This window comes from Xaviernesmea rhizosphaerae (assembly GCF_001938945.1).
Classification (GTDB): domain Bacteria; phylum Pseudomonadota; class Alphaproteobacteria; order Rhizobiales; family Rhizobiaceae; genus Xaviernesmea; species Xaviernesmea rhizosphaerae.
In genome coordinates, this window is sequence record NZ_MKIO01000031.1 from 17,535 (window position 1) to 44,409 (window position 26,875).

The window sequence follows — 26,875 nt, forward strand, 5'->3', positions numbered from 1 at the left end:
GATCCCTTCGGCGGTGGCAGTGCTCAAGCCTGCCGCCGCCGATGTCAAAGCCGAAATAGTTCAGATCGCATTCGCCACCTTCCGCGCGACATAGAGCGCGCGCAGCTTCAGCGTCAGCGGGCCGGGCTTGCCGGCGCCCACCGGCTGGCCATCGATCGCCACGACCGGCAGGACGAAATTGGTGGCCGAAGTCATGAAGGCTTCCGCCGCCGCCTTGGCCTCCTCGGGCGTGAAGGCGCGTTCCTCGCAAGCGATACCAGCGTTCTCGGCGATCTCGACGATGCTTGCGCGGGTAATCCCGTGCAGGATTGCCTGCGACAGCGGGCGCGTGACCAGCGTGCCCTCCGCCGTGATGATGTGGGCATTGGCGGCGCTCGCCTCGGTCACGAAGCCGTCTTCCACCAGCCAGGCCTCCTCCGCGCCGCGCGCGGTGGCCTCCATCTTCGCCATGGACGGGTAGAGCAGCTGCACGGTCTTGATGTCGCGCCGGGCCCAGCGATGATCGGGCAGCAGGACGACGGAAATGCCTGTTGCGACCTTGGGATTGTCGAGCACCGCCTTTGCCTGGGTGAAGAGCGTCAGCGTGGGGGTCGCGTCCTTCGGATAGGCGAAATCGCGGTCTGCGGTGCCGCGTGAGATCTGCAGATAGATCAGCCCTTCCTCAAGCGCGTTGCGGCGGACGATCTCGCGGTGAACCTCGAGCAGCTCGTCCTGCGACAGCGGGCAGGCGATGCCGAGCTCCGCCATCGAGCGCTGGAGGCGGGCGGCGTGCCCCTGATATTCCAGGAGCTTGCCGCCAACGACGCCGGTAACCTCGTAGATCGCATCGGCAAAAAGAAAGCCGCGATCGAAAATCGACACCTTGGCATCTTCTTCCGGCAGCCAGGCGCCGTTGAGGTAGACAATACGGGACAAGGAAAGGGCCTTTCGGAGACTGTCGCAGGTTGGGCCGAAGCAGGGTCGCTCCGGCGCCGGGCAGGCGAGAGACATAAACATGGCAGGCGGCCGGGGGAAGTCGTCAGCCCCGGTTTTGGCGGGCGAAAGGATGTTGATATCGCCGTCTGCCTGCGATCCGGCCCTGTCGTCCGGTCTTAGGGACGCAGCGGCCCAATGTGAGCGCGATGATCCGTTAAACAGCCTGGCTTGCCTCGGGATCATCAAATGACGACAAGTTTATTGGTGCCTCACATCCACAGTGGCCCTCTATGGCAGGATGCGGGATAAAGCGGCATGTCCGCGCGCTTATCCCCCGCAGACAGGCAAAGGAATCGGGCGAAACTGGAGCGAGGAATGACCATGGCTGATCATGCGCCTCCGGCCTATCCGCGTCTTGCCGCAAGTGGCGACCGCGCCGTCGTCATCGAGCTCTCGGACGAGATTTCCGAGGAGACGAACCGGCGCGTCGTGGCGCTTGCCGAGGATCTCGACCGGCACCCGATTGCCGGTGTGGTCGAGACTGTGCCGACCTATCGCTCGCTCCTCGTCTCCTACGATCCGCTGATATTGCGCGGGCGCGATCTGCGCTCGCTCTTGCTTCAGCGGCTGGCGACCATGCGGATCGATGGCACGCGCGGGCGGCGCCTGATCGTGCCGGTGCTTTATGGCGGCGGGGCGGGCCTGGATCTGGCGGCGATGGCCGAGATGAAGCAGATGCATGCGGCCGATCTCGTCGCCCTGCATGGCGCGGCTGATTACCGCGTCTACATGATCGGCTTTGCGCCCGGCTTCGCCTATCTCGGCGGCCTGCCGGAGGTGCTACACACGCCGCGTCTCGCCGTGCCGCGTCAGCGGATCGAGGCCGGCTCGATCGGCATTGGCGGCAGGCAGGCCAGCATCAATTCGGTCGCCGGGCCCAGCGGCTGGCGCTTCATCGGCCGCACACCGCTGCGCCTGTTCGATCCTGCCCGTGAGGATCCCTTTCTGCTGAAAGCCGGCGATCACGTCCGTTTCCGCGCAATCGATCAGTCTGAGGCCGAAGCGCTGGATGCCGCCGTTGCGGCCGGCACGGCGCAGGCCGACTGGGAGGACGCATGACGAAGCTGATCGTCAAACAAGCCGGTCCGCTGATGTCGGTGCAGGATCTCGGCCGCACCGGCTTCGTGCAGATGGGCGTCTCCGCCTCCGGGCCGATGGATGAGGTCGCCATGCGCATCGCCAACCGCCTCGTCGGCAATCCGCAAAACCATGCGCTGCTCGAATTCGCCGTCTTGGGCGGACAGTTCGAGGTGGACGCACCGACGAGCTTCGCCGTGACCGGTGGTGCGGCGGCCATCACGGTCGACGGCGAACGGGTGGATGGCTGGGCAAGCCATGTGCTGCTGCCCGGTCAGGTCCTGCGCATCGGCGCGCTGACCAATGCCGTCTGGGGCTATCTGGCGCTTTCGGGCGGGATAGAGACCGAGCCGGTGCTCGGCTCGCGCTCCACCCATCTGCGCTCGGGCCTTGGCGGGCTCGATGGCCGACGCCTGGCGCCCGGCGATGCACTGCCGCTCGGAACGCCCGCCGACGATCCGGTCGGCATGCCGCAACGGGTGCTGCGCCTGCCGCTTCCCCGCGCTGCGGGGCCGATCCGCGTGATCGACGGGCCTCAGGCCGGACATTTCGATGAGGCGACGTGGCAGCAGTTCCTGCGCGGGCCCTTCCTGGTCTCCGGCAGCCGCGACCGGATGGCACAGATCCTCGAAGGGCCGCCGATCCGCGCGGCGGGCGGCCACGACATCGTTTCCGACGGCACGGTGATGGGCTCGATCCAGGTTCCGGCCTCCGGCCGGCCGATCGTGCTGATGGCGGAGCGCCAGACCACGGGCGGCTATCCGAAAATCGCCACCATCGCCTCGGTCGACCTGTCGCGGCTGGCCCAGGCCATGACCGGCAGCCTGATCCGCTTCAAGCGCGTGACGCAGGATCAGGCGGAAGACCTCTGGATCGCCCGGCGCCGCTGGCTGGAAACGGCTTGTGCCTGCCTCAACGGGAACGGAGATGCGGGGATGCCCGAAGGAGGCGGGTCTTGACCAATCCACCGGCCGGGCAGGCCTCTTCCCGGATCATCGAGATGATGCTCGCAGGCGCGTGGGCGGGACAGCTAATAGGCGCGCAGGTCGCCCATGCGCGCGACGCCACTCGTGCCCACCTCAGCAACCCTGCCCGCCGCAGCGATCCACAACGGAGACCCTTGTGATGAAATGCCTGATCGTCCAGCCCGTCCATGCGGCAGGCCGCGCGCGTCTCGAGCACGGCGGCGTGACGCCTGTCCTGTGCCCCGATACCGAGCTTGAAACGATCATCGGGCTGATCGGCGATTGCGATGCGGTGATGACCCGGGATGCCGGGCTCTGCGCTGAGGCTATTGTCGCCGCCGACAGGCTGAAGGTGATCGTCGCCCATGGCGCGGGCCATGATGCGATCGACAAGGCCGTTGCCAGCCAGCGCGGCATTCTCGTCTGCAACACGCCGGGCGCCAATGCCCGCTCGGTCAGCGAGCTGGCGCTCGGCCTGGCCATTGCCGCGGCCCGGCTGATTCCGGCGGCCGACCGCGCGGTGCGCGAAGGTTCAAAGGGATTTCGCGAGGCCGAGCACTTCCACGAACTCTTCGGCAAGACCGCGCTGATCGTCGGCTGGGGCGCAACCGCGCAGGGGCTCGGGCGGATGCTCGACGTTGCCTTCGGCATGCGCATCCTCATCCATTCCCCGCGCAGCATGGGGACGCTGCCCTATCCCCGCGCGGCATCGCTGGAGGAGGGGCTCGGCCTTGCCGATCTCATCTCCCTTCACACCCCGCTGCGCGAGGAGACCCGCAACCTCTTGGACCGGCGCGCCTTTGCTGCGGTCAAGCGCGGCGCGATCCTGGTCAACACCGCGCGCGCCGGCCTGATCGACGAGGCCGCCCTTGCCGACGCGATCGCCGACGGCACGATCGCTGGCGCCGGGCTCGACGTGTACACGGCCGGGGCCGCGCAGGGGCTGCTGGGGGCGAGCAACCGCGTGATCTTCACCCCGCATCTCGGCGGCACCACGGGCGAGGCGCTGGAGCGTGTCGCCTTCGCCGCCGCCGGCCATGTGCTGACCGCGCTGTCGGGCGAGCGCCCGGAAACCACCGTCACACTGCCCCTGGTGACGGCATGAGCCACAGGGAAAGGCTGCCGCGGCAAGTCTGTCGCGACCTCAAGCAACGCATTCTCGATCAGCAGCTTTCCTCAAACGATGGGCAGATGCAGCCGCACCCTGGCGCCGCCCTCGGTGATGCCCCACACGCCGCCGCGCGCCGCAATCGCGCGGATCAAGAAGGACAATGCGATCGCGCGCCTGCCCGATGGCGCGCTGCTGGTGCGCAACTTCGCAAACATCGACCTGCCGGAGACGCTGCGCCGCTTTGGGCAAAGAGCCATCGGGTCCTTGGAAGCGGCGACCGTTTGACCGGGACGCTTTTACATTGCCGTCCCATCCGCCGACCGCACAGTCTGTTCAAGACTTGCTGTTGGTCTGACGAAAATGGTGATTTCGAGCACCGAAAGCGCAGAAATTGCCATTTGCAGGCGGCCAACGGCGATTCTTGGACAGACTGTCAGATCTTTCAGACGAAACGGAGCATACCATGCGTTCCCTCTTCCATCTTGCCTATCACGTCACCGATCTTGACGCGGCACGCGGCTTCTATGGCGGCATCCTCGGCTGCGAGGAAGGCCGCTCGACCGAGACCTGGGTGGATTTCGACTTCTTCGGCCACCAGATTTCGCTGCATCTCGGCACGCCCTTCGAGGTCACCCGCACCGGCAAGGTCGGCGACCACAAAGTGATGATGCCCCATCTCGGCGTGATCCTGCCGCTCGACGACTGGTTCGCGCTGGCCGAGCGCCTGGAAAAGGGCGGCATCGCCTTCGATATTCCGCCGGTCATCCGCTTCGAGGGCGAGCCCGGCGAGCAGCGCACCATGTTCTTCTTCGACCCGAGCGGCAACCCGATCGAGGTCAAGGGCTTCAAGGATTTCGACAGCGTCTTCGCCCGTTGACGGCAAGACCCCGGGCGGATCCTTCATCCGCTCGGGCTTGGGTCTGGATAGAGAGCATCAGACTGAAGAAGGGAAAACAGCGTTCGGCCGAGGCTTCCGCGCTCAGGCGGTCAGCCGCTCGGCGGTGAAACGGTCGGTGACCAGCATGTCGATGACGCCGAGGCGCAGGGCGCCGGCGATGGCGTCGGTCTTGGCCTTGCCGCCGGCCAGCGCGATCACGCGGTCCACCTTGGCGAGCTCTTCGAGCGACATGCCGATCACCCGGTCGTCGAGCGGCGTTTTCACCATCCGACCCTGCCTGTCGAAGAAGCGCAGGGAGATGTCGCCGACCGCGCCGGCTTCGGCGAGATCGGCGAGTTCGCGGGCCGAGAAGATATTGCCCGAGCGGGCCAGCAGCTCGGACGGCTCCACAGCGCCGATGCCGACGATGGCGAGCGTGATCGCGCCGAACAGGTCCATCGTGTCGCGCACGAAGGGATCAGCCATCATCAAGAGCTTGGCCTCGCGCGATGAGGTGACGCCTTGGACCGACAGCAGCTTCGGCTCGGCGCCGGTCAGCTTGGCCAGACGGGCGGTGAGCTGGGTGGCATGGGTCTGTACGGAGGGATCGCCCATGCCGCCGAGCGTCTGCACCACATAGCGGGCGCCCGCGCCCTTCTGCGGATGGATGTTCTCCACCATCTTGAAGATCGTCTGGCTCCAGCTGGAAACGCCGATGATCTCGCCGGGCGAGAGCGTGATTTCCAAGAGATGCGCCGCACTTTCGCCGATGCGCGCCATGATCGCGCCGTCCCGGTCCTCCGAGCAATCCACCACCACGGCCTCCGGCAGGCCGAAGCGCTCGCGCAGCGCCTGTTCCAGATCGCTATAGGTGCCGGCCGGCGGGATGACGCTGGTGCGCACGATCCCTTCCGTCTCCGCCCGCTTGAGCATGCGCGAAACGGTGGCCTGGGACAGGCGCAAATGCTCGGCAATCTCCGCCTGCCGCTTATGCTCGACATGATACATCTGGGCCACGCGGGAGATCAGGCGAAGTTCGTTGATGCGACCCATGGCGGCTCCGACAGTTTCACGCGCCCCTTTCAAACCGGTTATCGGCCAAAATGGCTCCATACCCCTTTAGAGCATCGGACCGAAAAGTGGGAACCGGTTTTCGGAAAAATCCGATGCGAAAGCCAAAACCCAGAGTGTTGGAAGGATGTCCGTTTTCAATCCTGCGCTTTGGCCGGCGGCGGGCAGAGGGTCGCGCGCTGGATTGCGTCGGCCCAGACGGCAAGCCGGGTGCTGTCTCTGTCGGGAGCGGGGACGATCTCGTGATGCGCGCGCGGCAGGCGGGCAATCGCATCGAGATCCGGCCAGAGGCCGAGCGACAGGCCGGCGAGATAGGCCGCGCCCAGCGCCGAGGCCTCGGGGGCGGCGCACTGGATCACGGCATGGCCGAGCGTGTCGGCCACCGTCTGCATCAGGAAGCGGTTCTGGCTGGGGCCGCCATCGACATAGAGCGCGCCGAGTGGGGTGGTCGTCTGGTCGCGCATGGCGCGGAAGACGTCGTGAACCTGGAAAGCGAGGCTGTCGGTGACGGCGCGGGCCATCTGTGCCCGTGTGGTGGAAAAATTGATCTGCGAAAACAAAGCGCGCGCCTGCGAATCCCAATAGGGCGCGCCGAGTCCCACGAAAGCCGGCACGAAGCCCGGGCCGTCGGGGGCGGCGGTTGCGGCGAGATCGACCAGCGCGGCGACGTCAGGCAGGCCGAGAATTTCCGCCATCCAGGGAAGGCTGGCGGCGGAGACGAGAATATTCCCCTCGAAGGCAAAAGTCGGCCGCCCCCCAATGCGCCAGGCTACCGTGGTGGTGATACCGTCGCGCGGTGGCACATAGCTGTCGAGCGTGGCCATGACCGAGGAGCCCGTGCCGAAGGTCACCTTGCCATCGCCGGGATGAAAGGCGCCATGGCCGAACAAAGCGGCATGGCTGTCGCCGATGGCGGCGCGGATCGGCGTGCCGTCGGCAATGCCCGGAACGTTCAAGGTCACGCCGAAATCGCCGGCGCTGTCGCAAACCTCCGGCAGCCGTGCGAGATCGACGCCGAACAGGCTGGCCAATTCCGCGCTCCAGACCTGGCGCTCCAGGTCGAAAAGCTGGCTGCGGGCGGCGTTGGCGGCATCGCAGGCATGGTTGCGGCCGCCGGTCAGGCGGTGGATCAGCCAGCTGTCGATCGTGCCCAGCCGGTAATCGCTGCCCGCAGGGGCGCGCTCGCTCAGCCAGCGCAGCTTGGCGCCGGGAAACATCGGGTCGAGCGGCAGGCCGGTGATCGCCTGCACCCGCTCCTGATGACCTGCAGCGATCAGCCGCTCGCAGTCCGGTGCGGTGCGGCGGCACTGCCAGCTCAAGACCGGCCCGAGTGCTTCGCCGGTCTTGCCATCCCACATCGTCACCGATTCGCGCTGGTTCGATAGGGCGACGGCCAGGATCTCGATCCCGGCGGGCGCGGCCGCAAGGCAGGCCGCGATCGCCTCGCAGACCGAAGCCCAGATGCGGTTCGGGTCCTGCTCCACCCAGCCCGGCTGCGGATAGGCGATGCCCACAGGCGATGCGCCGCGCGCCACCAGCGCGCCGCTTTCGTCCACCAGAATGGCCTTGGAATTGGTGGTCCCCTGGTCAATCGCCAGAATGGCCCGCATATGTTTCACTCCCAATGAACTACCGGCGACCCTTCGGTTTGTCCGGCTTCTCCTCTTCACCCGGCCGATGCCCTTTCAGGCCGGGACCGGGTGGCCGCACAGAGGCGGTTGTCCTCTCCGGTCGTCATGCTCGGGCTTGTCCCGAGCATCTGCAACGGCTTAATTTTACTGAGGTCAGCAGATCCTCGGGACAAGCCCGAGGATGACATCAAGGAGAGGTTTCACCTCATCGCAACCTAGTGCAGAGGGAAATCTCCTAACCTCAATTGAAGGCAGACATCGCCAGCAAATCGATCGCGTCGCGCGCTGTGCTGATAAGTCTCAGGCCAGCGCTTTCAAGCCGGCTGAAAACCCGATGCCCACCGGTCATAAAGGCCATCAGGCCTTGCGCTGAACCAGCGCCGCGGCGGCATCGGCGATCGCGGCAGGCGTCATACCATATTCGTCGAGCAGCATTTCCGCAGAGCCCGTATGGGCGAAGACGCCGGGCACGCCGAGGCGTTTCATCGGCACCGGCGCGTGATCGACCACCACTTCCGCCACGGCCGAGCCGAGCCCGCCGAAGATCGAATGCTCCTCGGCCGTGAGGATCGCGCCGGTCTCGCGGGCGGCGGCGATGATGGCCGTCTCGTCGATCGGGCGCACCGTCGCCATGTTGAGCACCCGCGCCGCAATGCCGCGCTCGGCCAGGATGCCGGCGGCGGTGACGATCCGGTGGGTCAGCGTCCCATTGGCGATCAGCGTTACGTCGCCGCCGTCGCGCAGGAGATTGGCCTTGCCCAGCTCGAAGACATGGCCTTCCGGCAGAAGATCGGGCACGCCGACGCGCGACAGGCGCAGGAAGCACGGGCCGGCATAGGAGGCCGCCCATTTCACCGCGGCGGCGGTTTCGATCCGGTCGGCCGGCGCGATGACGGGCAGGTTCGGCAGCACGCGGGTCCAGGCGAAATCCTCGATCGAGTGATGCGTCGGCCCCAGCTCGCCATAGGCCATGCCGGAGGAGATGCCGACCAGCTTCACATTGGCATTGGAATAGGCGAGATCGGCCTTGATCTGCTCCAGGGCACGGCCGGTGAGGAAGCAGGCGGCGGCACAGACGAAGGGCAGGCGGCCGCCATTGGCCAGGCCGGCGCCGACGCCGACCATGTTCTGCTCGGCAATGCCGACATTGACCAGCCGCTCGGGAAACTTGGTCTTGAAGCCGCCGAGCTTGGAGGAGCCGACCGAATCATTGCAGACGGCAACCACGGTCTCGTCGGCGGCGGCGAGCGCCTCCAGCGTCTCGGCGAAGGCGTCGCGGCAATCAAACAGCTTGGGGGAGGAAAGGGGGGCGTTCATTTACAGGGCCTCCGACAGCTCGGCGAGAGCGATGGCATATTGTTCCTTGTTCGGCACCTTGTGGTGCCAGTCGACGCGGTCCTGCATGAAGGAAATGCCGTGGCCCTTGTTGGTGTGGGCGACGATGCAATAAGGGCGACCACTGCGATGCTCGAGCGCCGGAACGACCTCTGCCATGGCATTGCCGTTGATCTCGGCAACCTCCCAGCCAAACGCCTCGAGACGCGGACGCAAGGGCGCAAGACCGTTGGTGTCGGCCAGCGATGCGCCCTGCTGGAACCGGTTGTGGTCGATGACCAGGGTGAGATTGTCGAGGCCGAACTGGGCGGCAGCCATGATGGCTTCCCAGTTGGAGCCTTCCTGCATCTCGCCATCGCCTGTCACCACATAGGTGTGATAGCGCGCGCCAGACAGCTTGGCCGCCTTGGCCATGCCGACCGCAACGGGCAGGCCGTGGCCGAGCGGTCCGGTATTGGTTTCCACGCCCGGCACCTTGTTGCAGTTCGGGTGCCCGTTCAGGCGCGAATGCGGGGCGAGAAAGGTCTCGATCTCCGCTTCGGGCAGGAAACCGCGCTTGGCCAGCGTCACATAGAGCGCGCAGGCCGTGTGCCCCTTGGACAGCACGAAGCGGTCACGCTCGGGAAGCTTGGGCTGGGCCGGATCGATCTTCAGCACGCGGAAATAGAGCGCGGTCAGAATGTCGATCACAGACATCTCCCCGCCAATATGTCCGGCACCGGCGGCAAACACCGCTTCCAGATCGCGCCGGCGGATGGAGCGCGCCATCCGCTCGAGTTCGTGGATCTCCATGGGTTCCTCACTGAATAAATATTCGTATGTAGATATTTTTGCACAGGATGCGCTTTAGTCAAGCGGCTTTTTAACGAAGCTTGCGCGCGGAGCGCCCGCAAGAGTGCGCTGCAGCACCGGAAGCGTGTTGACACCCCATTGGAGAGTTGCTAATGAATTTTCCAACAAGCATGAATATTTATTCTGCTTTGGAGGAGAGGCGGTCCAAGGGGCCGATGACGAGGGAGGAGACGATGTCCGTAGCCGGCATCAATGAGCAGAATCACGCGGCCAAGCCGTCCTTCTCGTGGCTGCGTGGCGCCACCGGCCCGCTGATCGGACTGATCGGCCTGTGCCTCTTCCTGAGCTTTGCCACCGACACCTTCCTGTCGACGCGCAATGGCCTGAACATTCTCGACCAGATCACCGTGCTCGGCATCATGTCGGTCGGCATGACCTTCGTCATCCTCATTGGTGGTATCGATCTGTCGGTCGGCTCGGTGCTGGCCCTGTCGATGATGGTCATGGGCTGGACGGCCAATGTCGCCGGCCTGCCGCTGGGCATCGGTATCATCTTCGGGCTCGCCGCCTCCGCCGTCAGCGGCCTGCTGGTCGGGCTGATGGTGACGATGTTTCGCGTGCCGGCCTTCATCGCCACGCTTGCCATGATGTCGGCCGCGCGCGGCGTGGCCAATATGATTACCGATGGCCAGCAGATCGTCGGCTTTCCCGACTGGTTCATGATGCTCGCCATCGATCGCCATTTCGGCATCCTCACCGCCACCGTCTTCCTGATGCTGGTCGTCGTGATCGTCGCCTGGGCCTTCCTGCAGCTGCGGGCCGAGGGGCGCATGCTCTATGCCGTCGGCGGCAACCAGGAAGTGGCGCGTCTTGCCGGCATCAACGTCACCCGCGTCACCATCGCCGTCTATATCTGCTGCGCCATGCTGGCGGGCCTGGCCGGCATCGTGCTCGCCGCCCGTCTCGACTCGGTGCAGCCCTCGAGCGGCTTCGGCTATGAGCTTGATACCATCGCGGCGGTCGTCATCGGCGGCACCTCGCTGTCGGGCGGCGCCGGCGGCATCGGCGGAACGCTGATCGGAGTGCTGATCATCGGCGTGCTGCGCAACGGCCTCAACCTTCTCAACGTCTCGCCCTTCATCCAGCAGGTCATCATCGGCGTGGTCATCGTGCTGGCCGTGGGTGCCGAGACGGTGCGCCGCAAACGCGGCTGAGCCTGAACACAACGGCCGGGCCTTGAGAGCCGGGCTGGCATGAATTGCCGCGCTGCCAAAGGTGGCGCGGACAGGAAAGGCCCGAGGCGGGAGGAACCTTATCCCCGGGCCGGAACACCACCCCCCGATAATTCAATGGAGGAACGCATGAAACTGTCCCGCATCCTGCTGGCATCCGCTGCCGTGCTCGCGCTGTCGCTCGGCCCCGTCCAGGCCAAGGAGCTGAAGAAGGTCGGCCTCGCCGTTGCCAATCTTCAGGCCAACTTCTTCAACCAGATCAAGCAGTCGGTCGAGGCGGAAGCCAAGAAGCGCGGCATCACCGTCGTCACCGTCGATGCCAAGGGCGATGGCCCGACGCAGGTCAACCAGATCCAGGATCTCCTGACCCAGAACATCGACGCGCTGATCTACATCCCGGCGGGTGCTGCCGCCGCCACCGTTCCGGTCAAGCTCGCCAAGACGGCCGGCGTCCCGGTCATCAATGTCGACCGCAATGCCGAGGGTGCCCCGGGCGATACCTTCCTCGCCACCGATTCCGTCTCCTCGGCCAAGGCCGTCTGCGAGCACATCATCGAAAAGGCCGGCGGCAAGGGCAATATGGTCATCATCCATGGCCAGAAGGGCACGACGCCCGAGGTCGACCGCACCAAGGGCTGCATGGAAGCCGTCAAGGCGCATTCCGGCGTGAAGGTCGTGGCTGAGCAGTGGTCGAACATGTGGAGCCAGGACGAAGGCTTCCAGATCATGCAGAACATGCTGCAGGCCCATCCCGACGTTTCGATCGTCTTCGCCCAGGCTGACGGCCTGGCGCTTGGCGCTGCGCAGGCGATCAAGGTCGCCAATCCCTCGGGCAAGATCGTCGTCGGCGGCTTCGACGGCGACACCGCCGCGCTGGAAGCGCTGAAGAACGGCGTGTTCGACGTGACCGCGACCCAGCAGACCCAGAAGATGGGCCGCATGGCCGTGGACATGGCCGCCAAGATCGTGGCCGGCGAGAAGGTTGCGCCGGTGCAGCTGATGGATGCGACGCTGACCACCAAGGACAATGTCGCCTCCTTCATCGCCGAGCATCCCTGATCCAGGGAAGATCGCCCGGCCAGCCGGCTCATCCGGACGGCCGGGCGCATGCCCCGCAAGCCAGACCTCATGGTCGGCAGGGCATATTCCCTGCCTCCGGCGGCTCCTCACAGCCGGAAGCGGCAGGGCAAAGGCCTTGGGCGGCGCGGATCCTTCTCCCTTCGCGCCGCTGCGGGCTTTCGTGAGACGCATATGCTTGCAGGCCTCGGCCTGCGTCGGGCGCAGCCATGCGCCGGTGGATGCGGGCCATGCGGAGGCCTGACCGCCTCCCTCCTATCCAACTGCCAAATCGAGGTGCGCCATGCGCGAGCCGGTCCTGTCCCTGAAGGGTATTTCCAAGCGCTACGGCCCGGTGCCGGTGCTGAAAGACGTCAGCTTTGACATCCATGCCGGCGAAGTCGTGGCGCTGCTCGGCGAGAATGGGGCGGGAAAATCGACGCTTTCGGGCATCATCGCCGGTTCGCGCAGCCCGAGCGAGGGCAGCATGACCTGGCTCGGCCAGCCTTACGCGCCCGCCAATCCGGCCGAGGCCATCGACAAGGGCGTGGTGCTGATTCATCAGGAGCTGCAGCTGCTGCCGGAACTCTCGGTCGCCGAAAATGTCTTCATCGGCCGCTGGCCCATGAAGAACGGCGTGGTCGACCGGGCGCAGATGGTGCGCCGCGCGCAGGAACAGCTGGCCCGCCTCAATCTGCACATTCCCGCCACGCGCAAGGTCGCGGGCCTCTCCACCGCCCATCAGCAACTGATCGAGATCGCCAAGGCGCTGGCGCTCAATGCCCGCCTGCTGATCCTCGACGAGCCGACGGCGGCGCTGGGCGGCGCGGAGACCGAGGCCCTGTTCGAGCAAGTGCGCAAGCTGCGCGCCGAGGGCGTCGGCATCATCTATATTTCCCACCGCATGGAAGAGATCCGCAAGATCACCGACCGCATCATCGTTCTGCGCGATGGCGAGAAGGTGCAGGAATTCGCCGACAGCGCCACGCCGGTGCGCACCGTCGTGGAGAGCATGGTCGGCCGCTCGCTGGAGCGCATGTTCCCGAGCCTTCCTGAACCTCAGGCAAGCACCGTACTGGAGGTGGAGAAGCTCACCTCTTCCGAAGATGCCTTCCGCGACGTCTCCTTCAGCGTCAAGGCGGGCGAGATCCTCGGCATTGCCGGTCTGGTCGGGGCAGGGCGCACCGAGCTGGTGCGCGCGATCTCGGGCGCCGATCCGGTCGCATCGGGCACGGTCAAGCTCAACGGTACGCCTCTGGCGCTGAAAAGCCCGGCCGACGCAATTGCCCGGGGCATCGTCATGGTGCCGGAGGACCGCAAGGAGCAGGGCCTCGTCGTCGCCCACGGCATCGGCGAAAATCTCGTCTATGCCAATCTCGACCGCTTCTCCAGCCGCTGGCTGACGCCGTCTGCCAAGCGCGCCTTCGCCGACAAGGCGATTGCCGCCTTTGGCGTCAAGGGGCGGGGAGAACAGCCGGCCTCGGACCTTTCCGGCGGCAACCAGCAGAAGGTGGTGATCGCCAAATGGCTGATGCGCGACCCGAAGGTCGTGGTGCTGGACGAACCGACGCGCGGCATCGATGTCGGCGCGCGCGCCGGCATTTACGACATCATCGTCAATCTCGCCCGGCGCGGCGTGGCGGTGATCGTCGTCAGCTCGGACCTCGAGGAGGTGCTCGGCGTCTCCAACCGTATTCTTGTTCTGGCCCAGGGCAACCAGGCCGGCATTCTCTCTCGCGAAGAGGCCAATGACGTCTCCGTCATGGAACTCGCAACCCTGTAAGGAAAGGAAAAGCGATGGGTGAGATCACGCTCAACGCACCCCGTCTGTTCGATCTCTCGGGCAATGTCGCACTGGTGACAGGCGCCGGCAGCGGCATCGGCCAGCGCATCGCCATGGGCCTTGCCCAGTGCGGCGCCGATGTGGCGCTCGTCGACCGGCGCACGGATGACGGGCTGGCCACCACCGCCGCCTTTATCGAGAAGGCCGGGCGCAAGGCGATCCAGATCGCCGCCGATGTGACCACGAAGGTAGCGATGGCCGAGGCTGTCGCCCGCACGGAGGCCGAACTCGGCCCCCTTTCGCTCGCCGTCAATGCCGCCGGCATCGCCAATGCCAATCCGGCCGAGGAGATGGAGGAGGAACAGTATCAGACGCTGATGGACATCAACCTCAAGGGCGTCTTCCTCTCCTGCCAGGCGGAAGCGCAGGCGATGCTGAAACATGGGCGCGGATCGATCGTCAACATCGCCTCCATGTCCGGCGTCATCGTCAATCGCGGCCTCAGCCAGTGCCACTACAATGCCTCCAAGGCCGGCGTCATCCATATGTCGAAGTCGATGGCCATGGAGTGGGTCGGGCGCGGCATCCGCGTCAACACCATCTCGCCCGGCTATACCGCCACGCCGATGAACACCCGCGCGGAAATGGTGCATCAGACCAAGCTCTTCGAAGAGCAGACGCCGATGCAACGTATGGCCAATGTCGATGAAATGGTCGGCCCCGCCGTCTTCCTTCTCTCCAACGCCGCAAGCTTCGTCACCGGGGTCGATCTCCTGGTCGATGGCGGCTTCTGCTGCTGGTGATGGCGATGGGTGCTCTGCTCCAATCCCACACCGCGCCCCGCAAGCTGATCGCCGGAAACTGGAAGATGAACGGCGTGGGCGCCGCGCTGGCCGAGATCGAGGCCATGGCGGCGGCGGCGGAGCGCCTTTCCTGCGATCTCGTGCTCTGCCCCGCCTTCACGCTGATCGAGCGGGCGGCGGGCCTGGTGCGCGACACGCCCGTGAGGATCGGCGCGCAGGATTGCCACGCACAGCCTGCTGGCGCCTTTACCGGCGATATCTCGGCCGACATGCTGGCCGATGCCGGCGCGTCGCATGTCATCATCGGCCATTCGGAGCGGCGGATGGCTTATGCCGAGGCCAATGAGCAGGTGGCCGCCAAGGCGCTCGCCGCCTACCGCGCCGGGCTGACGGCCATCATCTGCGTCGGCGAGACCGAGGCCGAGCGCGATGCCGGCCGGGCGCTCGACATCGTCGTAGCCCAGCTTTCCGCCTCGCTGCCGGACGGCGCGACGGCCGCCAACACCGCCATCGCCTATGAGCCCGTCTGGGCCATCGGCACCGGCCGCGTGCCGGCGGAAGCGCAGATCGCCGATATGCATGCCGCCATGCGCCAGCATCTCTCGGCCCGTTTCGGCATGGAAGGCGTGCAGATGCGCCTGCTCTACGGCGGCTCGGTCAAGGCGGCCAATGCCGCCGACATCTTCGCCGTGCCGCACGTGGATGGCGCGCTCGTCGGCGGCGCCTCGCTGAAGGCCGCAGATTTTCTCGGGATTGCCGCAGCTGCCTGAGCATGCGCGGCGTAAGAAGGAGCACGACATGGCCCGTTTTGACGGCAAGACCGTGGTGATCACAGGCGCAAGCCGCGGCATCGGCGCGGCGATCGCCAAACGCTTTGCCCGCGAGGGCGCGCAGCTGGTGGTCTCGGCCAATGAAGAGGCCGTGCATCAGGTGGCGCGCGATATCGAATCTTCAGGTGGCAAGGCGATCTCGGTCCTGTGCGACGTGACCGACAAGGCCAGCGTGATCGCGCTCTATGACCGGGCTGAGGAGGCCTTCGGCCGCGTCGATGTGTCGATCCAGAATGCCGGCGTCATCACCATCGCCCGGATCGAGGAGATGACGGAGGCGGAGTGGGACAAGGTGCTTGCTGTCAACACCAAGGGCGTCTTCCTCTGCGCACAGGAAGCCATCGCGCGCATGCGCCGGCACGGCCAAGGCGGCCGGATCATCAACACCGCCTCCGGCCAGGCTCGCGACGGCTTCATCTACACGCCGCACTATGCCGCCTCGAAGATGGGCGTCGTCGGCATCACCCAGAGCCTCGCCAAGGAGGTGGCGCGCGACGCCATCACCGTCAACGCCTTCTGCCCCGGCATCATCGAGACCGATATGTGGGCCTATAATGACGAAGCCTGGGGCAAGCTGCTGGGCAATTATGCGCCGGGCGCGCTGATGAAGGAGTGGGTGGAAAACATCCCGATGAAGCGCGCCGGCTCCGGCGAGGATGTGGCCGGCCTCGTCACCTTCCTGGCCAGCGAGGATGCCGCCTATATTACGGGCCAGACGATCAATGTCGATGGCGGCCTGATCATGTCCTGACCCTAAACGTTGAGCATCCATGGGTGTGCGGGGTCCAGTCCGATGTTCTTACCAGCCACCATCGGCGTGCCGGAAAAGATCTGCGGCTGGCCATTCCAGAAGCTGCGCCGGCCCCGCTTCCAGCCGCCAATGACGCGCGGGATCTCCCGCACCGCGTCTGCCGGGCTGGCGCAGTCGATCAAGATGATGGTCGCATCCTCCCCCTGCTTCAGCCCGTAGGACCGCCCCATCAGCTGTGCCGGCGCGCTTGTGACCATCGCGAAGACCTGCGCAAGCTCCGCCTCGCGCGCGAGCTGGGCGATGTTGGCGTAGAGATTGGCCATGCGCAGGAGCGACGCATCGCCATAGGGCGTGAAGGGATTGAGAATGTTGTTGCTGGCAATCGTGGTCAGCACGCCGCATTCGGCCAGCACATGGGCCGGGGCCACGCCGCGCGGCACCAGCATCTCGGCGCCGCGCCCATTCAAAAAGAGGTCGGTGGCGGGCAGGACCGTGAGCGCGATGCCGGCCTCGGCAAGACGGGCGCCGATCGCGCGCACCTGCTCGGACGGCATTGCCGAGAGATTGGTGACATGGCCGATGGAGACGCGCCCGCCCCAGCCGTGCTGCATGGTCGCGTCGATGACGGCAGGAAGGTCGGTGTGGCCGGGGTCGAGGCTGAAATCCAGATGGAAATCCACGGCCACGTCGTGCCGGCGGGCCAGCGTGAAAATCCGCTCGATATGGGTTTCGGCGTCGGGATCGGTATAGGGACAGCCGCCAACGAGATCGGCGCCGGCAGACAGCGCCTCGTCCAGCATGGCATAGGTCGCCGGCTCCTGTGTCAGCCCCTCCTGGGCGAAGGCGCAGATTTCCAGATCCAGGGCAAAGGCATAGTGCGCCTTGATCTTCAGGATGGCTTCGAGCGCGCGAAAGCCTACCCGCGGGTCAACTTCCACGAAACTGCGCATCCGCGTCGTGCCGTGAAGAATCGCCTTCTCCACCACGCGGGCGGCGCGGGCATAGACATCCTCCACCGTAAAACCAGCCTTGGCCCGTGCCGTTTCGCGCACGGCCTCGGCCAGCGTGCCCTCGCAAAGCGTGCAGCGGCCGAGAATGCCGGCCTTGTCCAGATGGATATGGCTCTCCACGAAGCCGGGAAAGGCGAAGGCGCCGCCAGCCTCCACGGTTTCGGCCGCCTCGCAGCGGAGCGCTGGCCCGATTGCGGCGATGCGCCCATCCGCAACCGCGATATCGACAGGTGCGGCGCCCGCTGCTGTCACCGCCTGTCGAATCAAGAGATCCGCCCTCATGCCGATCCTCCCTGAACGGTGATCGCGCCGCCATCGCTGCGCGGATCGTGGGCGCCGCTGAGCGCGCCATCCGCGCCGATGCGGATGATGCCGGCCTGGCCGCCGAGCGGGCTGAGCGCGCCGATGGCCGAAACCGTGTGGCCCAGGGCAGAGAGCGCGGAGAAGGTCTCCGGGCCGGCATTTTCCTCAAGCTTCAGCGAGTCACGGCTGTCAGAGAAGGTCTTGCCCAGGAGGAAGCGCGGCATGGACAGCGCGTCTTGCGGATCGAGCCCATGGTCGATCAGCAGGCTCAGAAGCAGGGCCAGCGTCTGTGGCTGCCCGTCCGCCCCTTGCGTGCCATAGACGAGATGCGGCCGGCCGTCCTTGAGGCCGAGGCCGGGATTGAGCGTGTAGAACGGCCGCTTGCCCGGCGCCAGCCGGTTGGGGCTGTCGGGGTCGAGGCTGAAGGCGGCACCCCGGTTCTGCCAGAGAATGCCGGTGTCGCCGACCACCACGCCGCTTCCCCAGTCGAAATAGATGCTCTGCAACACCCCGGCGCAGCGCCCCTTGCCATCCACCGCGCCGAGAAAGGCGGTATCGCCCGGCCGATGGAGATGCGGCCAGGCCATGGCCCGGACGGGATCGATGCGGGCGGCCTTGGCTGCGAGACGCGCGGGGTCGAGCAGACCCGCCATCGCGGCGCGGCCCGCCTCCTCGGCGAAATCAGGATCGGCGATGAGCTGACGGTCAAGAAAGGCCTGTTTCACCGCCTCGACCAGATGATGATAATGGGCGGCGCGACCGGGCGCCATGGCTGCGACATCGAAAGCCGCGAGCGCGCCGAGAATGCCGAGCGTGGTGATCCCTTGTGTCGGCGGCGGTGGGGCGAAGAGCCTCAGGTCGCGATAGTCGAGGTGGACCGGCTCGGCAAAGCGCGCCTCGGTTGCCGCGAGATCGGCGGCCGTCAGCGGCGAGCCGGCCTCGGCAAGCCCCCGGGCAATGCGCCGGGCCAGCGCGCCCTCGTAGAAGCTGCGGGCACCATCGCGGGCGATGCTCTCCAGGGTGCGCGCGAGATCGGGCTGGCGCTGATGGCCGTCGCCCGTGAAGATGCGCTGGAAGCCCGGCCAGCCCGCACTTTCGCCCGCGCGGAAATCGAACCAGAAGCGCTGCGACCGGCTGACGGGAAAGCCGTCTCTCGCCAGTCGGATCGCAGGCTCGATCAGATCGCCAAGCCCTTCCCGGCCGCCCCATTGTGCACTCGAGATGGCCATCAGCCTGTCCCAGCTATCGACGAGACAGGCCGTCGTCAGCGTTGAGCCAGGACCCCGCATGGGAATGGCCTCCATGCGCGCCGGATCGCTGACGGCGGCGGCCTGGCCGATGCCGAGCAGGCAGGAGACCTCGCCCTTCGCGTCGGCGAGCATCCACACGGCATCGCCACCGAGACCGCAGAAATGCGGATAGAGCACGGACAGTGCTGCGCCGGCGGCGATCACCGCCTCGATCGCATTGCCGCCACGCCGCAGGACAGCCGCGCCCGCTTCGCTCGCGTCGTGATGCGGCGTGACGATCATCGCGCCGGCCTGGCGGCCTTGCCCCGCCGGGCTCTCGCCCCTGGCAACCATCAGGGCAGCACCTTGCCGTTCTCGGCCACCAGACGCCCGCCTTTGAACACGCGCCGGTTCGGCGGCACGGCAACGACCGCCTGCGGCACGTGCTCGGCCTCGAGCGTGACGAAATCCGCCCGCGCGCCGACCGCGAGCCCATAGCCCTCCAGTCGCAGGGCCTTGGCACCGGCCGATGTCACCACGTCGAAGGCGGCGGCCAGTTCGTCGTCCCGGTAGAAACCGGAGCGATAGCCGATGATCTCGGCCCGGCGCAGCATGTCGCCATCGCCATAGGGCCACCAGGAATCGCGGATATTGTCGCTGCCGCTGAAGACGGTGACGCCAGCGTGGCGCAGCAGGGCCACAGGCGGGAAATTGTGCGCGCCCGGCGCATTGGTCATGATCGCCACGCCGCTCAGCGCGATCAGGTCGGCGATCTTGCGCGCCGCATCGGGCGGAAGATCGCCGAGGCCATAGGCATGGCTGACGGCGACATGGCCCTGCATGCCGACCGCCACCGTGCGCGCGCAGATCTCCTCTATGGTGAAGGCGCCAAGCGTGCCGGCATCGTGCAGGTGGATGTCGATGTCCACGCCATGCTTTTCGGCCGTGCCGAAGACGACATTCAGATGGGCGGTCACATCGCGGTCGAAGCTGCCCGGATCGAGGCCGCCGACGAGATCGGCGCCCAGCCCGATGGCGGCGTCCAGAAGCTCGGGCGTGCCCGGGCTCTTCAGGATGCCGCTCTGCGGGAATGCCACGAGCTGGATATCAATTCGGTCGCGATAGGCTTCGCGCACGGCGAGGATGGTTTCGAGCGAGGCGAGCCCCACAGAGCCATCGACCATCACATGGCTGCGCATGCTGGTCGAGCCCTTGGCGATGCAGAGATCGAGCTGGTTGGCCGCGCGCTCCGCCATGGGGGCGGCCTTCGCCATGTTCTCGGCCTGCAAGGTGACGCGTTCGTGCACGTCGAAGCCGTTGGTGCAGGGCCGGTGCGGGACCCAGGCATCGCCATAGAAACTGGTGTCGAGATGAATATGTCCCTCGACAAAGCCGGGGATGACCAGCGCGCCGCCGAGATCGACGCCGCCCGCCGCCGGCGACGCGCCGGCAGTCTCGATGGCGGCGATCCGCCCCTCGCGCACCGTGATGTCGACCAGCCGGCCATCGGCCAGCCGCGCCTGTGTGAACACCGTCTCGGTCATCCTATCAGCCTCTTCGCCTAAACACGTCCTCTGCTTAGCAAAAAGCGGGCCATGCGTCCTGCCGTGCCGCCTTCGCCGCGGGCGCTTCTTTCCTTATGCGCCTGCTGCCCGATAGGCACGCCAACCGCCGAAATGGCTGATATCGGCCTGCCCCGCCACGGCCATGCCTTCGCAGAGAAAGCCCGTGACCTCGGAGCCGTCGTCCAGCGCCAGCTTGCCGACGCCGAGCGGTGCGGGGATGCGGCCGATGAAATCGCCGAAGCCTTCGACCGGCAGCGCCCAGACCTCCACCGCAATGGCCGCGCCGTCGTCGGCCACGCGGATCAGGCCCGGCTTGGGCGGCACCGTGCCACCGAGCGCGAAGAGCCGATAGGCGGGCAGGGTGCTCGCCGCACGCAAGAATATGCCGCCCCGCTCGATCAACTCGTGATTGAGCGGCATGCCCGAAAGATGGGCGCCGACCACGGCGATCTCCCTGTAGCCCTCCGGCAGCGCCGAGGGCTCGGCGGGCGGATAGGGATTGTCCGACTTGCCGAGCGTCAGCCCGGTTTCCCGGTGAAAGGCGGCGGCGATACCGGCCGCGCGCGCCTCTTCGAAGCCGGGCGCCAGGAAGGTAACCCCGAGCGGCAGGCCGTCGGCGCGGAAGCCATTCGGCACGGCAATGCCGCACAGGCCCATCAGATTGACGAAATTGGTGTAGATGCCGAGCCGGCTGTTCAGCTCGATCGGGTTTTCGGCGATCTCCGCCTTGGTGTAGATTGTCGGCGTGGTCGGCACCATCAGCACGGCAATGTCCTCCCAGACCGGTCGCGTGTCGCGCTTCAGCTCGGCGATACGGTGAATGGCGGCGAACGTATCGAGCGCGGTGAAATTGCCGGAGCGCGACAGGATCTGGCGGGTGACGGGGTGGATCGCCTCGCCATATTTTGCCAGCACGCTGTCGAGGCTTAGCGCCCGTTCGGAGATCCACGGCCCCTCGTAGAGAATGCGCTGGGTCTCGTCGAAAGGCGTAAAGTCGATCTCGACCTTCTCCCCGCCCATGGCCGTCATCCGCGCGATCGCCTCATTGAACAGGCGCTCGGCCTCGGTGTCTCCGAAGAAGCGCAGGGCTTCCCCCTTGGGCACGCCGAAGCGGAAGCGCGGCGGCGGCGCGGAGGGCGTTAGCGTCACACCGTCGGCTTCCGGCCTGGAGAAGGGATAGGTCGGGTCGTAACCGGCCATCAGGTCGAGCACGGCCATGCCGTCCTCCACGGTCAGCGCAAAGACGGAGAGCGTCTCGATCGTCTTGACGCAACCGCCTCCCGAGACGCAAGCATTGCTGACGAGGCCCGGCGTCGGCTTGATGCCGACGATGTTGTTGAAGCCCGCCGGCACGCGGCCGGAGCCGGCGGCATCGTTGGCAATGGAAAAGCTGCTCAGCCCCGCTGCCACCGACACGCCGGAGCCGGAGCTGGACCCGCCGGAGATGAAGCGTTCGTCGAAGACCGAGGAGCAGGCGCCATAGGGCGTGCGCATGCCGACAAGGCCGATGCCGAACTGGTCCATATTGGTCTTGCCGATCAGCAGCGCGCCGGCCTCGAAGATCCGGTCCAGCGCCTGGCCGCTGGAGGTGGCGACATAGGCGCCTTCCTTCAGCGCATTGGTGGTCGGCAGGCCGACAATATCGTTGCAGTCCTTGACGGAAAAGGGAATGCCCCAGAGCGGGCGGCCATCATAGCCTTCGGTCTCCAGCTTGCGCGCGGCCTCAAGTGCCGTTTCGCGCGCAACGAGGTGGATCCAGACGTGGTCGTCGCCACGGGCAGCGATGCGGTCATAGATGGCGTTCACCACGCGGCTCGGCGTGAGCGAGCCGTCCTCGTAGCCGCGGCGAAGCGTGGTGAGGTCGAGGCTGCCAGTGGCATCGGACCAGGCGGTGGCGGACATGGGAGACTCCTGAGGCCTGCCTCCAGGGATCCCGCGAGGGGGCCGGGGCGACAGGGTGCGAGACGAACATAAAAGCGCGCGGATCGGCGGGATCGCGGCGCGTTTCAGGCGAAGTGGAGCGCCGAGAGAACCTCGGCCGCGCTGGCAACCGTGCCGAACAGGCCGTTGCCGAAGGTGGTGATGCGCAATTGCGCGGCGTGACGCGCCGGCGACGTGCCCTTGCAGGCATCGGCGATGGCAAGGCATTCAAAGCCCATGTCGTTGGCGGCGCGCTGCGTGGCGTGGACAAGGCCTTCGGTCGGCAGGCCGGTGACCAGCAGATTGCGGATGCCCCGTGCGCGCAGACGCTCTTCGAGATCGTTGCCGAAGAACGCATTGTCGCCCGCTATGTCGATCAGGATCGCGGCGGGCGGCAAGGCGAGCCTGGCATCGAGCGCCCAGCCGGCGCTGCCCTGCGCGGGGATCGGGTCGCCCAGATCGCGCCGCCGCCGGGCGATCGGGCTCTCCTGGTCTGTGTGGCCGCGCCGGACGGCGACGATGGTCATGCCTAGGCCTGCGGCAGCCTCCACCAGGCGGCAAGCCACGGCAAGTTCCGCCTCGGCCGAAAGTGCCTGCACCGGCCCTGTCTGAAACCCGAGGATAAGCAGCGCGGTATCGGCGGCGGACCAGCGGCCGTCGAAGGGCCAGGCATAGGGTTGGGCCGCCAGCGCCGGCAGACGATAGGGGACGTGATCAGGCATCGGCGGCCTCCAGCATCGCATGAAAACGCGGCAGATCGGCAACGCCACCCCAGCGCCCGCCATAGGCCTTGAGGATCTCCAGCGTCGCCTCATGGTTCGGGCTCTCGACGGCGGCGGTGCAATCCTCCAGCAACACGCATTCGAGCCCGTGCTCATAGCCGTCTCTGAGCGTCGACTGCACGCAGCAATCGGAGGTGACGCCGGTGATGACGAGCCGGTCGATGCCGCGCCGTGCGAGCTCGGCCGCCAGTTGCGTGCGGTGGAAGGAGGACTTTCCCGGCTTGTCGATCACGAGTTCATTGTCCTCGGGCGCAAGCTCCGGGATGATCTGCCAGCCGGGCTCACCCTGCACCAGAATGCGCCCGCCATCCCGGCCGGCATCGCCGATGCCGAGACCGTGGACACGCGTGCGCCATTGCTTGTTTGGGTGCAGATCGGAGAGATCCGGCCTGTGGCCTTCCCGTGTGTGGATCACAAGAAGGCCGGCGGCACGGGCGGCCGATAGCGCCTCGCGGATCGGCGCAATGACCGAGCGTGTATTGGAGACGTCCTCGCCCAGCTGATCGACCCAGCCGCCGGGGGCGCAAAAATCCACCTGCATGTCGATGATGACGAGCGCCATGCGCGTCCTGCTGATCGGGCCGCCGAGCGGCCAGAAGGCTTCTGCTTTTGCGCGTGTGTCCATGGCCAGCTCCGTCATAGCGCCGCCCCTGTCGCCGGATCGAAGAACAGAATGAGCGCGGGATCGACGGTGAGGTGCACATTGTCGTCGCGGACCACGCGGGCGGCGCTATCGACGAGCGCTTTCAGCTTGGGCGCTATGCTCATGAGATCGCGATCGTCATCCACCATATTTGCATGGCCGATGGTGATGCCGTGCTGGTCGAGATGCAGGAGCAGCGTCGCGCCGAGGTCCTCGACGAAAGCGGCACGGGCCGACAGCGTGCCGGGACCGGCGCCCGATGGCGCGACCTTGAGATGTTCCGGCCGGATGCCGACGATGATCTTGCTGCCCTCGCGCGCGGACAGGCGCTGCGCGTGGGAGCCAAGCGGGAAGAGCAGCGGACCGCATGACAAGGCCGCGCCGCCCTGATGCGCCACCAGCGTGCCCTCCATGAAGTTGATCGGCGGCGAGCCGATGAAGCTGGCGACAAACATATTGGCCGGCCTGTCATAAAGCTGCCGCGGGGTATCGAGCTGCTGCAGCGTGCCGCGGTTCATCACCGCCACGCGGTGGCCCATGGTCATGGCCTCCACCTGGTCGTGGGTGACATAGACGGTGGTGATCGCCGACAGGCGCTGCAGCCGGGCGATCTCGGCGCGCATCTGGCCACGCAGGCGGGCATCGAGATTGGACAGGGGCTCGTCCATCAGGAAGGCATTGGGCGCGCGCACCAGTGCCCGGCCCATGGCCACGCGCTGGCGCTGCCCGCCGGAGAGCCGCGCCGGCTTGCGCTCCAGGAATTCGGTGAGTTCCAGAAGCTCTGCGGTCTCGCGCACCTTTTTTTCGATCACGTCCGGCTTGGCGCCGCGCACCCTCAGGCCAAAGGCGATGTTGTCCGCCACCGTCAGGTGCGGATAGAGCGCGTAGCTCTGGAACACCATGGCGATGTCGCGGTCGCGCGGCGCGAGATCATTGGCGATCCTGTCGTTGATCTTCAGCGTGCCGCCGGAAATCTCCTCCAGCCCCGCAATCATCCGCAGCGCCGTGGTCTTGCCGCAGCCGGAGGGGCCGACGAGAACGAGGAACTCACCATCCTTGATCGTGAGGTTGAAATCGGTCAGCGCCGCGGCCTTGCCGCCAGGATAGGTCTTGGAGACGTGTTCAAACGAGATCTGGGCCATGCTGTCGGTCCTACTGTACGCCGTTGGTGGCGCCCTGAACGAAATAGCGGTTCATGACGAGCGCCATCAGGACAATCGGGATCGTGGAGAAATGGGCGAGCGCGCCGAGCGTGCCCCAGGTAATGTCCTTGGTGCCGTAGGCCGTCAGCAGCGCCACCGAAATCGGCTTGGCGTCGAGCGTGGTCAGGAACATGGGATGCAGGAAGTCATTCCAGGAAAACATCATGCAGAACAGGGCGCAGGCGATGATGCCGGAGCGCACGGCGGGCACGGCCACCTTCCAGAAGGCGCCCATCTGCGTGCAGCCATCCGTCAGCGCCGCCTCTTCCATGTCCGGCGGCAGCGCCTTGAAATAGGAGAACATCATCCAGGTGACAAAGGCGCAGTTGAGCATGGTGTTGAAGACGATCACCGCCCACCAGGAGCCGAGCAGGCCGATATCGCGCATCATCAGATAGAAGGGGATCAGCGCGGCCACGGCCGGGATCATGCGGATCGCCAGGAAGAAATAGGCAAAACCGGCCGAATAGCGCGACCGCGAGCGGGCCAGCGCATAGCCTGCGGGCACGCCGAGAAGAAGGGAGAGCAGCGTGGTGCCGAGGCTGATGATCACGGAGGAGCGCACCAGGGCGGCCACGTCAAACAGGGCGAAGGCGGCGCGGAACTGGTCGAGCGTCGGTGTGAAGGTCAGCCGGGGCGGCACGGAGAAGATCTGGTTCGACGGCTTGTAGGCCGTGGAGATCAGCCAGCAGACCGGCAGCAGGAAAAGGATGGTGACGACGAGCGCGGTCGTGCGCTCCAGGACGATGCGGCGTGTGGAAACCCTTGCCATCAGCTTTACTTCCCGTTGATGCGGACATCGGCCCGGCGCACAACCAGGAGCAAGCCGGTGGCAATCAGCGCGATGAACAGAAGGGTGACATTGCCGACGGCCGAGGCGAAGCCGACATTGAAGAATTGCAGACCTTCCTTCACCCCCAGCATCATCAGCGTGTTGGTGGAATCGTTCGGCCCGCCGCCGGTGGTGACGAAGACGCTGTCGAAGACACGGAAGGCATCCATGCTGCGCAAAGTCAGCGCCAGGAAGATCGAGGGCAGCATCAGGGGCAGGATCAGCATGTGGAACCGCTGCCAGCCGGTGGCGCCGTCCACCCGGCCGGCCTCGAGCACATCGCCGGGCAGGGCCTTCAGCCCGGCCAGCAGGATCAGCGTCATCAGTGGCGTCCACTCCCAGCAGTCGATCAGGATCAGCACCCAGAGCGCGGTGCTGGCATCGGTCAGCAGGCCCGTGCGCGGTCCGATCCCGGCTTCGGCGAGAAAGAAGCCGATGATGCCGTAATCGGCACCCAGCATCGCCTTGAAGATCAGGCCGACCACCAGCGGCGTGATGGTGGAGGGGATCAGCAGGAAGGCCAGCACGATCCGGTTGAAGCGGCTGTCGCGCCACAGGAGGAGGGCCAGCGCGAAGCCGAGCACCAGCTGCAGCGCGACGCTGAAGAGGGTGAACTGGAAGGTGTTGAGAATGGCCGTTCGCGTCGAGGCATCGGCGAAGATATCGACATAGTTCTGCAGGCCGACAAATTGGGTGCGGGCCGGCCGCAGGAGATTGTATTTGTAGAAGCTATAGCCGATCCCCTGTGCCAGCGGCCACAGGCCGACGGCCGCGACATAGAGCACCGCCGGGGCGGCCATCAGAAACAGGAAGATTTTTCGGCGGTCCGAGAAGGTGGTGCGCATCGCTGCAAACTGCTCATATCCATGAAAGGGCAGGGGCGGGCCGAAGATCGCCTGACGCGATCGCTGTGGCCCGCCGAAGCCTGCGCGAAGCGCTGCCGCCTGCGCGGCTGCGCGGAAAATCCCCGCGGTTATCCCAGGCGGCCCGGCCGTAACCGCTGCGGCTGGCGGAGGCGAGAGATAGGCGGGCAGGCAGGCCGGAAGGGATGACAGGGTACGTCATCTCGCCATGATCGGGCCTCTCGCGACCATCCGCAA

Annotated in this window: 25 protein-coding genes; 11 read left to right on the forward strand and 14 right to left on the reverse strand. The window is 66.3% G+C overall.

Annotation, left to right across the window (positions count from 1 at the left end; genetic code table 11):
• Positions 1–60 precede the first annotated feature (60 nt).
• The gene (locus tag BJF92_RS13395; RefSeq protein WP_075635256.1) at positions 61–915 is read right to left on the reverse strand and encodes a D-amino-acid transaminase; all 855 of its coding nucleotides are present in this window, start codon (positions 913–915) and stop codon (positions 61–63) included.
• Between the two features lie 375 nt (positions 916–1,290).
• Here BJF92_RS13395 and pxpB point away from each other — a divergent pair, with 375 nt between their 5' ends.
• The 5 genes from pxpB (at position 1,291) to BJF92_RS13420 (ending at position 5,005) form a co-directional block, all read left to right on the forward strand.
• Positions 1,291–2,034, forward strand: coding sequence for a 5-oxoprolinase subunit PxpB (pxpB, locus tag BJF92_RS13400; RefSeq protein WP_078058011.1), 744 nt, complete (start codon positions 1,291–1,293; stop codon positions 2,032–2,034).
• A complete protein-coding gene (locus BJF92_RS13405; protein WP_075635257.1) occupies positions 2,031–3,011 on the forward strand; it encodes a 5-oxoprolinase subunit C family protein in 981 nt (326 codons plus the stop codon). The genes pxpB and BJF92_RS13405 overlap by 4 nt, the downstream gene beginning before the upstream one ends.
• A 166-nt stretch (positions 3,012–3,177) precedes the next feature.
• On the forward strand, positions 3,178–4,122 hold the full coding sequence (locus BJF92_RS13410; RefSeq protein ID WP_075635258.1) for an NAD(P)-dependent oxidoreductase: 945 nt from the start codon (positions 3,178–3,180) through the stop codon (positions 4,120–4,122).
• A 117-nt stretch (positions 4,123–4,239) separates the two neighbouring features.
• The gene (locus BJF92_RS25585) at positions 4,240–4,413 is read left to right on the forward strand and encodes a hypothetical protein (RefSeq protein ID WP_158032226.1); all 174 of its coding nucleotides are present in this window, start codon (positions 4,240–4,242) and stop codon (positions 4,411–4,413) included.
• A 178-nt stretch (positions 4,414–4,591) separates the two neighbouring features.
• Positions 4,592–5,005, forward strand: a complete 414-nt coding sequence (locus tag BJF92_RS13420) for a VOC family protein (protein WP_075635260.1) — start codon at positions 4,592–4,594, stop codon at positions 5,003–5,005.
• A gap of 102 nt (positions 5,006–5,107) precedes the next feature.
• Here the strand turns inward: BJF92_RS13420 and BJF92_RS13425 are convergent, their stop codons facing one another.
• The 4 genes from BJF92_RS13425 to BJF92_RS13440 all read right to left on the reverse strand — a co-directional run bounded on the left by BJF92_RS13425 (position 5,108) and on the right by BJF92_RS13440 (position 9,834).
• A complete protein-coding gene (locus BJF92_RS13425; protein WP_075635261.1) occupies positions 5,108–6,058 on the reverse strand; it encodes a sugar-binding transcriptional regulator in 951 nt (316 codons plus the stop codon).
• A gap of 155 nt (positions 6,059–6,213) precedes the next feature.
• Positions 6,214–7,686, reverse strand: a complete 1,473-nt coding sequence (locus BJF92_RS13430; RefSeq protein ID WP_075635262.1) for an FGGY family carbohydrate kinase — start codon at positions 7,684–7,686, stop codon at positions 6,214–6,216.
• Positions 7,687–8,064: 378 nt separating this feature from the next.
• A complete protein-coding gene (locus tag BJF92_RS13435) occupies positions 8,065–9,024 on the reverse strand; it encodes a transketolase family protein (protein WP_075635263.1) in 960 nt (319 codons plus the stop codon).
• Positions 9,025–9,834 (reverse strand): transketolase, encoded by an 810-nt coding sequence (locus BJF92_RS13440; protein WP_075635264.1) that lies wholly within the window; start codon positions 9,832–9,834, stop codon positions 9,025–9,027.
• 233 nt (positions 9,835–10,067) lie between these two features.
• Here BJF92_RS13440 and BJF92_RS13445 point away from each other — a divergent pair, with 233 nt between their 5' ends.
• The 6 genes from BJF92_RS13445 (at position 10,068) to BJF92_RS13470 (ending at position 16,289) form a co-directional block, all read left to right on the forward strand.
• Entirely contained in the window at positions 10,068–11,048 is a 981-nt protein-coding gene (locus tag BJF92_RS13445; protein WP_075635524.1) for an ABC transporter permease, read from the forward strand.
• A 147-nt stretch (positions 11,049–11,195) separates the two neighbouring features.
• Complete coding sequence (locus BJF92_RS13450) at positions 11,196–12,125, forward strand: sugar ABC transporter substrate-binding protein (RefSeq protein WP_075635265.1); 930 nt, start codon at positions 11,196–11,198, stop codon at positions 12,123–12,125.
• A 301-nt stretch (positions 12,126–12,426) separates the two neighbouring features.
• A complete protein-coding gene (locus BJF92_RS13455) occupies positions 12,427–13,905 on the forward strand; it encodes a sugar ABC transporter ATP-binding protein (RefSeq protein ID WP_075635266.1) in 1,479 nt (492 codons plus the stop codon).
• A 14-nt stretch (positions 13,906–13,919) separates the two neighbouring features.
• Positions 13,920–14,708: an SDR family oxidoreductase gene (locus tag BJF92_RS13460; RefSeq protein WP_075635267.1), complete on the forward strand. Its 789-nt coding sequence runs from the start codon at positions 13,920–13,922 to the stop codon at positions 14,706–14,708.
• A 5-nt stretch (positions 14,709–14,713) separates the two neighbouring features.
• Positions 14,714–15,478, forward strand: a complete 765-nt coding sequence (gene tpiA / locus BJF92_RS13465) for a triose-phosphate isomerase (protein ID WP_075635525.1) — start codon at positions 14,714–14,716, stop codon at positions 15,476–15,478.
• Positions 15,479–15,506: 28 nt separating this feature from the next.
• Positions 15,507–16,289: a glucose 1-dehydrogenase gene (locus BJF92_RS13470; protein ID WP_075635268.1), complete on the forward strand. Its 783-nt coding sequence runs from the start codon at positions 15,507–15,509 to the stop codon at positions 16,287–16,289.
• 2 nt (positions 16,290–16,291) lie between these two features.
• Here the strand turns inward: BJF92_RS13470 and BJF92_RS13475 are convergent, their stop codons facing one another.
• The 9 genes from BJF92_RS13475 to BJF92_RS13515 form a co-directional block, all read right to left on the reverse strand.
• Positions 16,292–17,581, reverse strand: coding sequence for an amidohydrolase family protein (locus tag BJF92_RS13475; protein WP_078058013.1), 1,290 nt, complete (start codon positions 17,579–17,581; stop codon positions 16,292–16,294).
• Positions 17,578–19,185, reverse strand: coding sequence for a gamma-glutamyltransferase family protein (locus tag BJF92_RS13480; RefSeq protein ID WP_245294752.1), 1,608 nt, complete (start codon positions 19,183–19,185; stop codon positions 17,578–17,580). Before BJF92_RS13480 ends, BJF92_RS13475 begins: the two co-directional genes overlap by 4 nt.
• Positions 19,185–20,375, reverse strand: coding sequence for an amidohydrolase family protein (locus tag BJF92_RS13485; RefSeq protein ID WP_075635269.1), 1,191 nt, complete (start codon positions 20,373–20,375; stop codon positions 19,185–19,187). The genes BJF92_RS13480 and BJF92_RS13485 overlap by 1 nt, the downstream gene beginning before the upstream one ends.
• Positions 20,376–20,468: 93 nt before the next feature.
• Positions 20,469–22,298, reverse strand: coding sequence for an allophanate hydrolase (gene atzF / locus BJF92_RS13490; RefSeq protein ID WP_075635270.1), 1,830 nt, complete (start codon positions 22,296–22,298; stop codon positions 20,469–20,471).
• A gap of 104 nt (positions 22,299–22,402) precedes the next feature.
• Positions 22,403–23,038, reverse strand: coding sequence for a cysteine hydrolase family protein (locus tag BJF92_RS13495; protein ID WP_075635271.1), 636 nt, complete (start codon positions 23,036–23,038; stop codon positions 22,403–22,405).
• Complete coding sequence (locus tag BJF92_RS13500) at positions 23,031–23,723, reverse strand: cysteine hydrolase family protein (protein WP_075635527.1); 693 nt, start codon at positions 23,721–23,723, stop codon at positions 23,031–23,033. Before BJF92_RS13500 ends, BJF92_RS13495 begins: the two co-directional genes overlap by 8 nt.
• Before the next feature lie 11 nt (positions 23,724–23,734).
• A complete protein-coding gene (locus BJF92_RS13505; RefSeq protein ID WP_075635272.1) occupies positions 23,735–24,883 on the reverse strand; it encodes an ABC transporter ATP-binding protein in 1,149 nt (382 codons plus the stop codon).
• 10 nt (positions 24,884–24,893) lie between these two features.
• Positions 24,894–25,715, reverse strand: a complete 822-nt coding sequence (locus tag BJF92_RS13510) for a carbohydrate ABC transporter permease (RefSeq protein ID WP_075635273.1) — start codon at positions 25,713–25,715, stop codon at positions 24,894–24,896.
• A 5-nt stretch (positions 25,716–25,720) separates the two neighbouring features.
• Positions 25,721–26,620, reverse strand: a complete 900-nt coding sequence (locus tag BJF92_RS13515; RefSeq protein WP_075635274.1) for a carbohydrate ABC transporter permease — start codon at positions 26,618–26,620, stop codon at positions 25,721–25,723.
• Positions 26,621–26,875 lie beyond the last annotated feature (255 nt).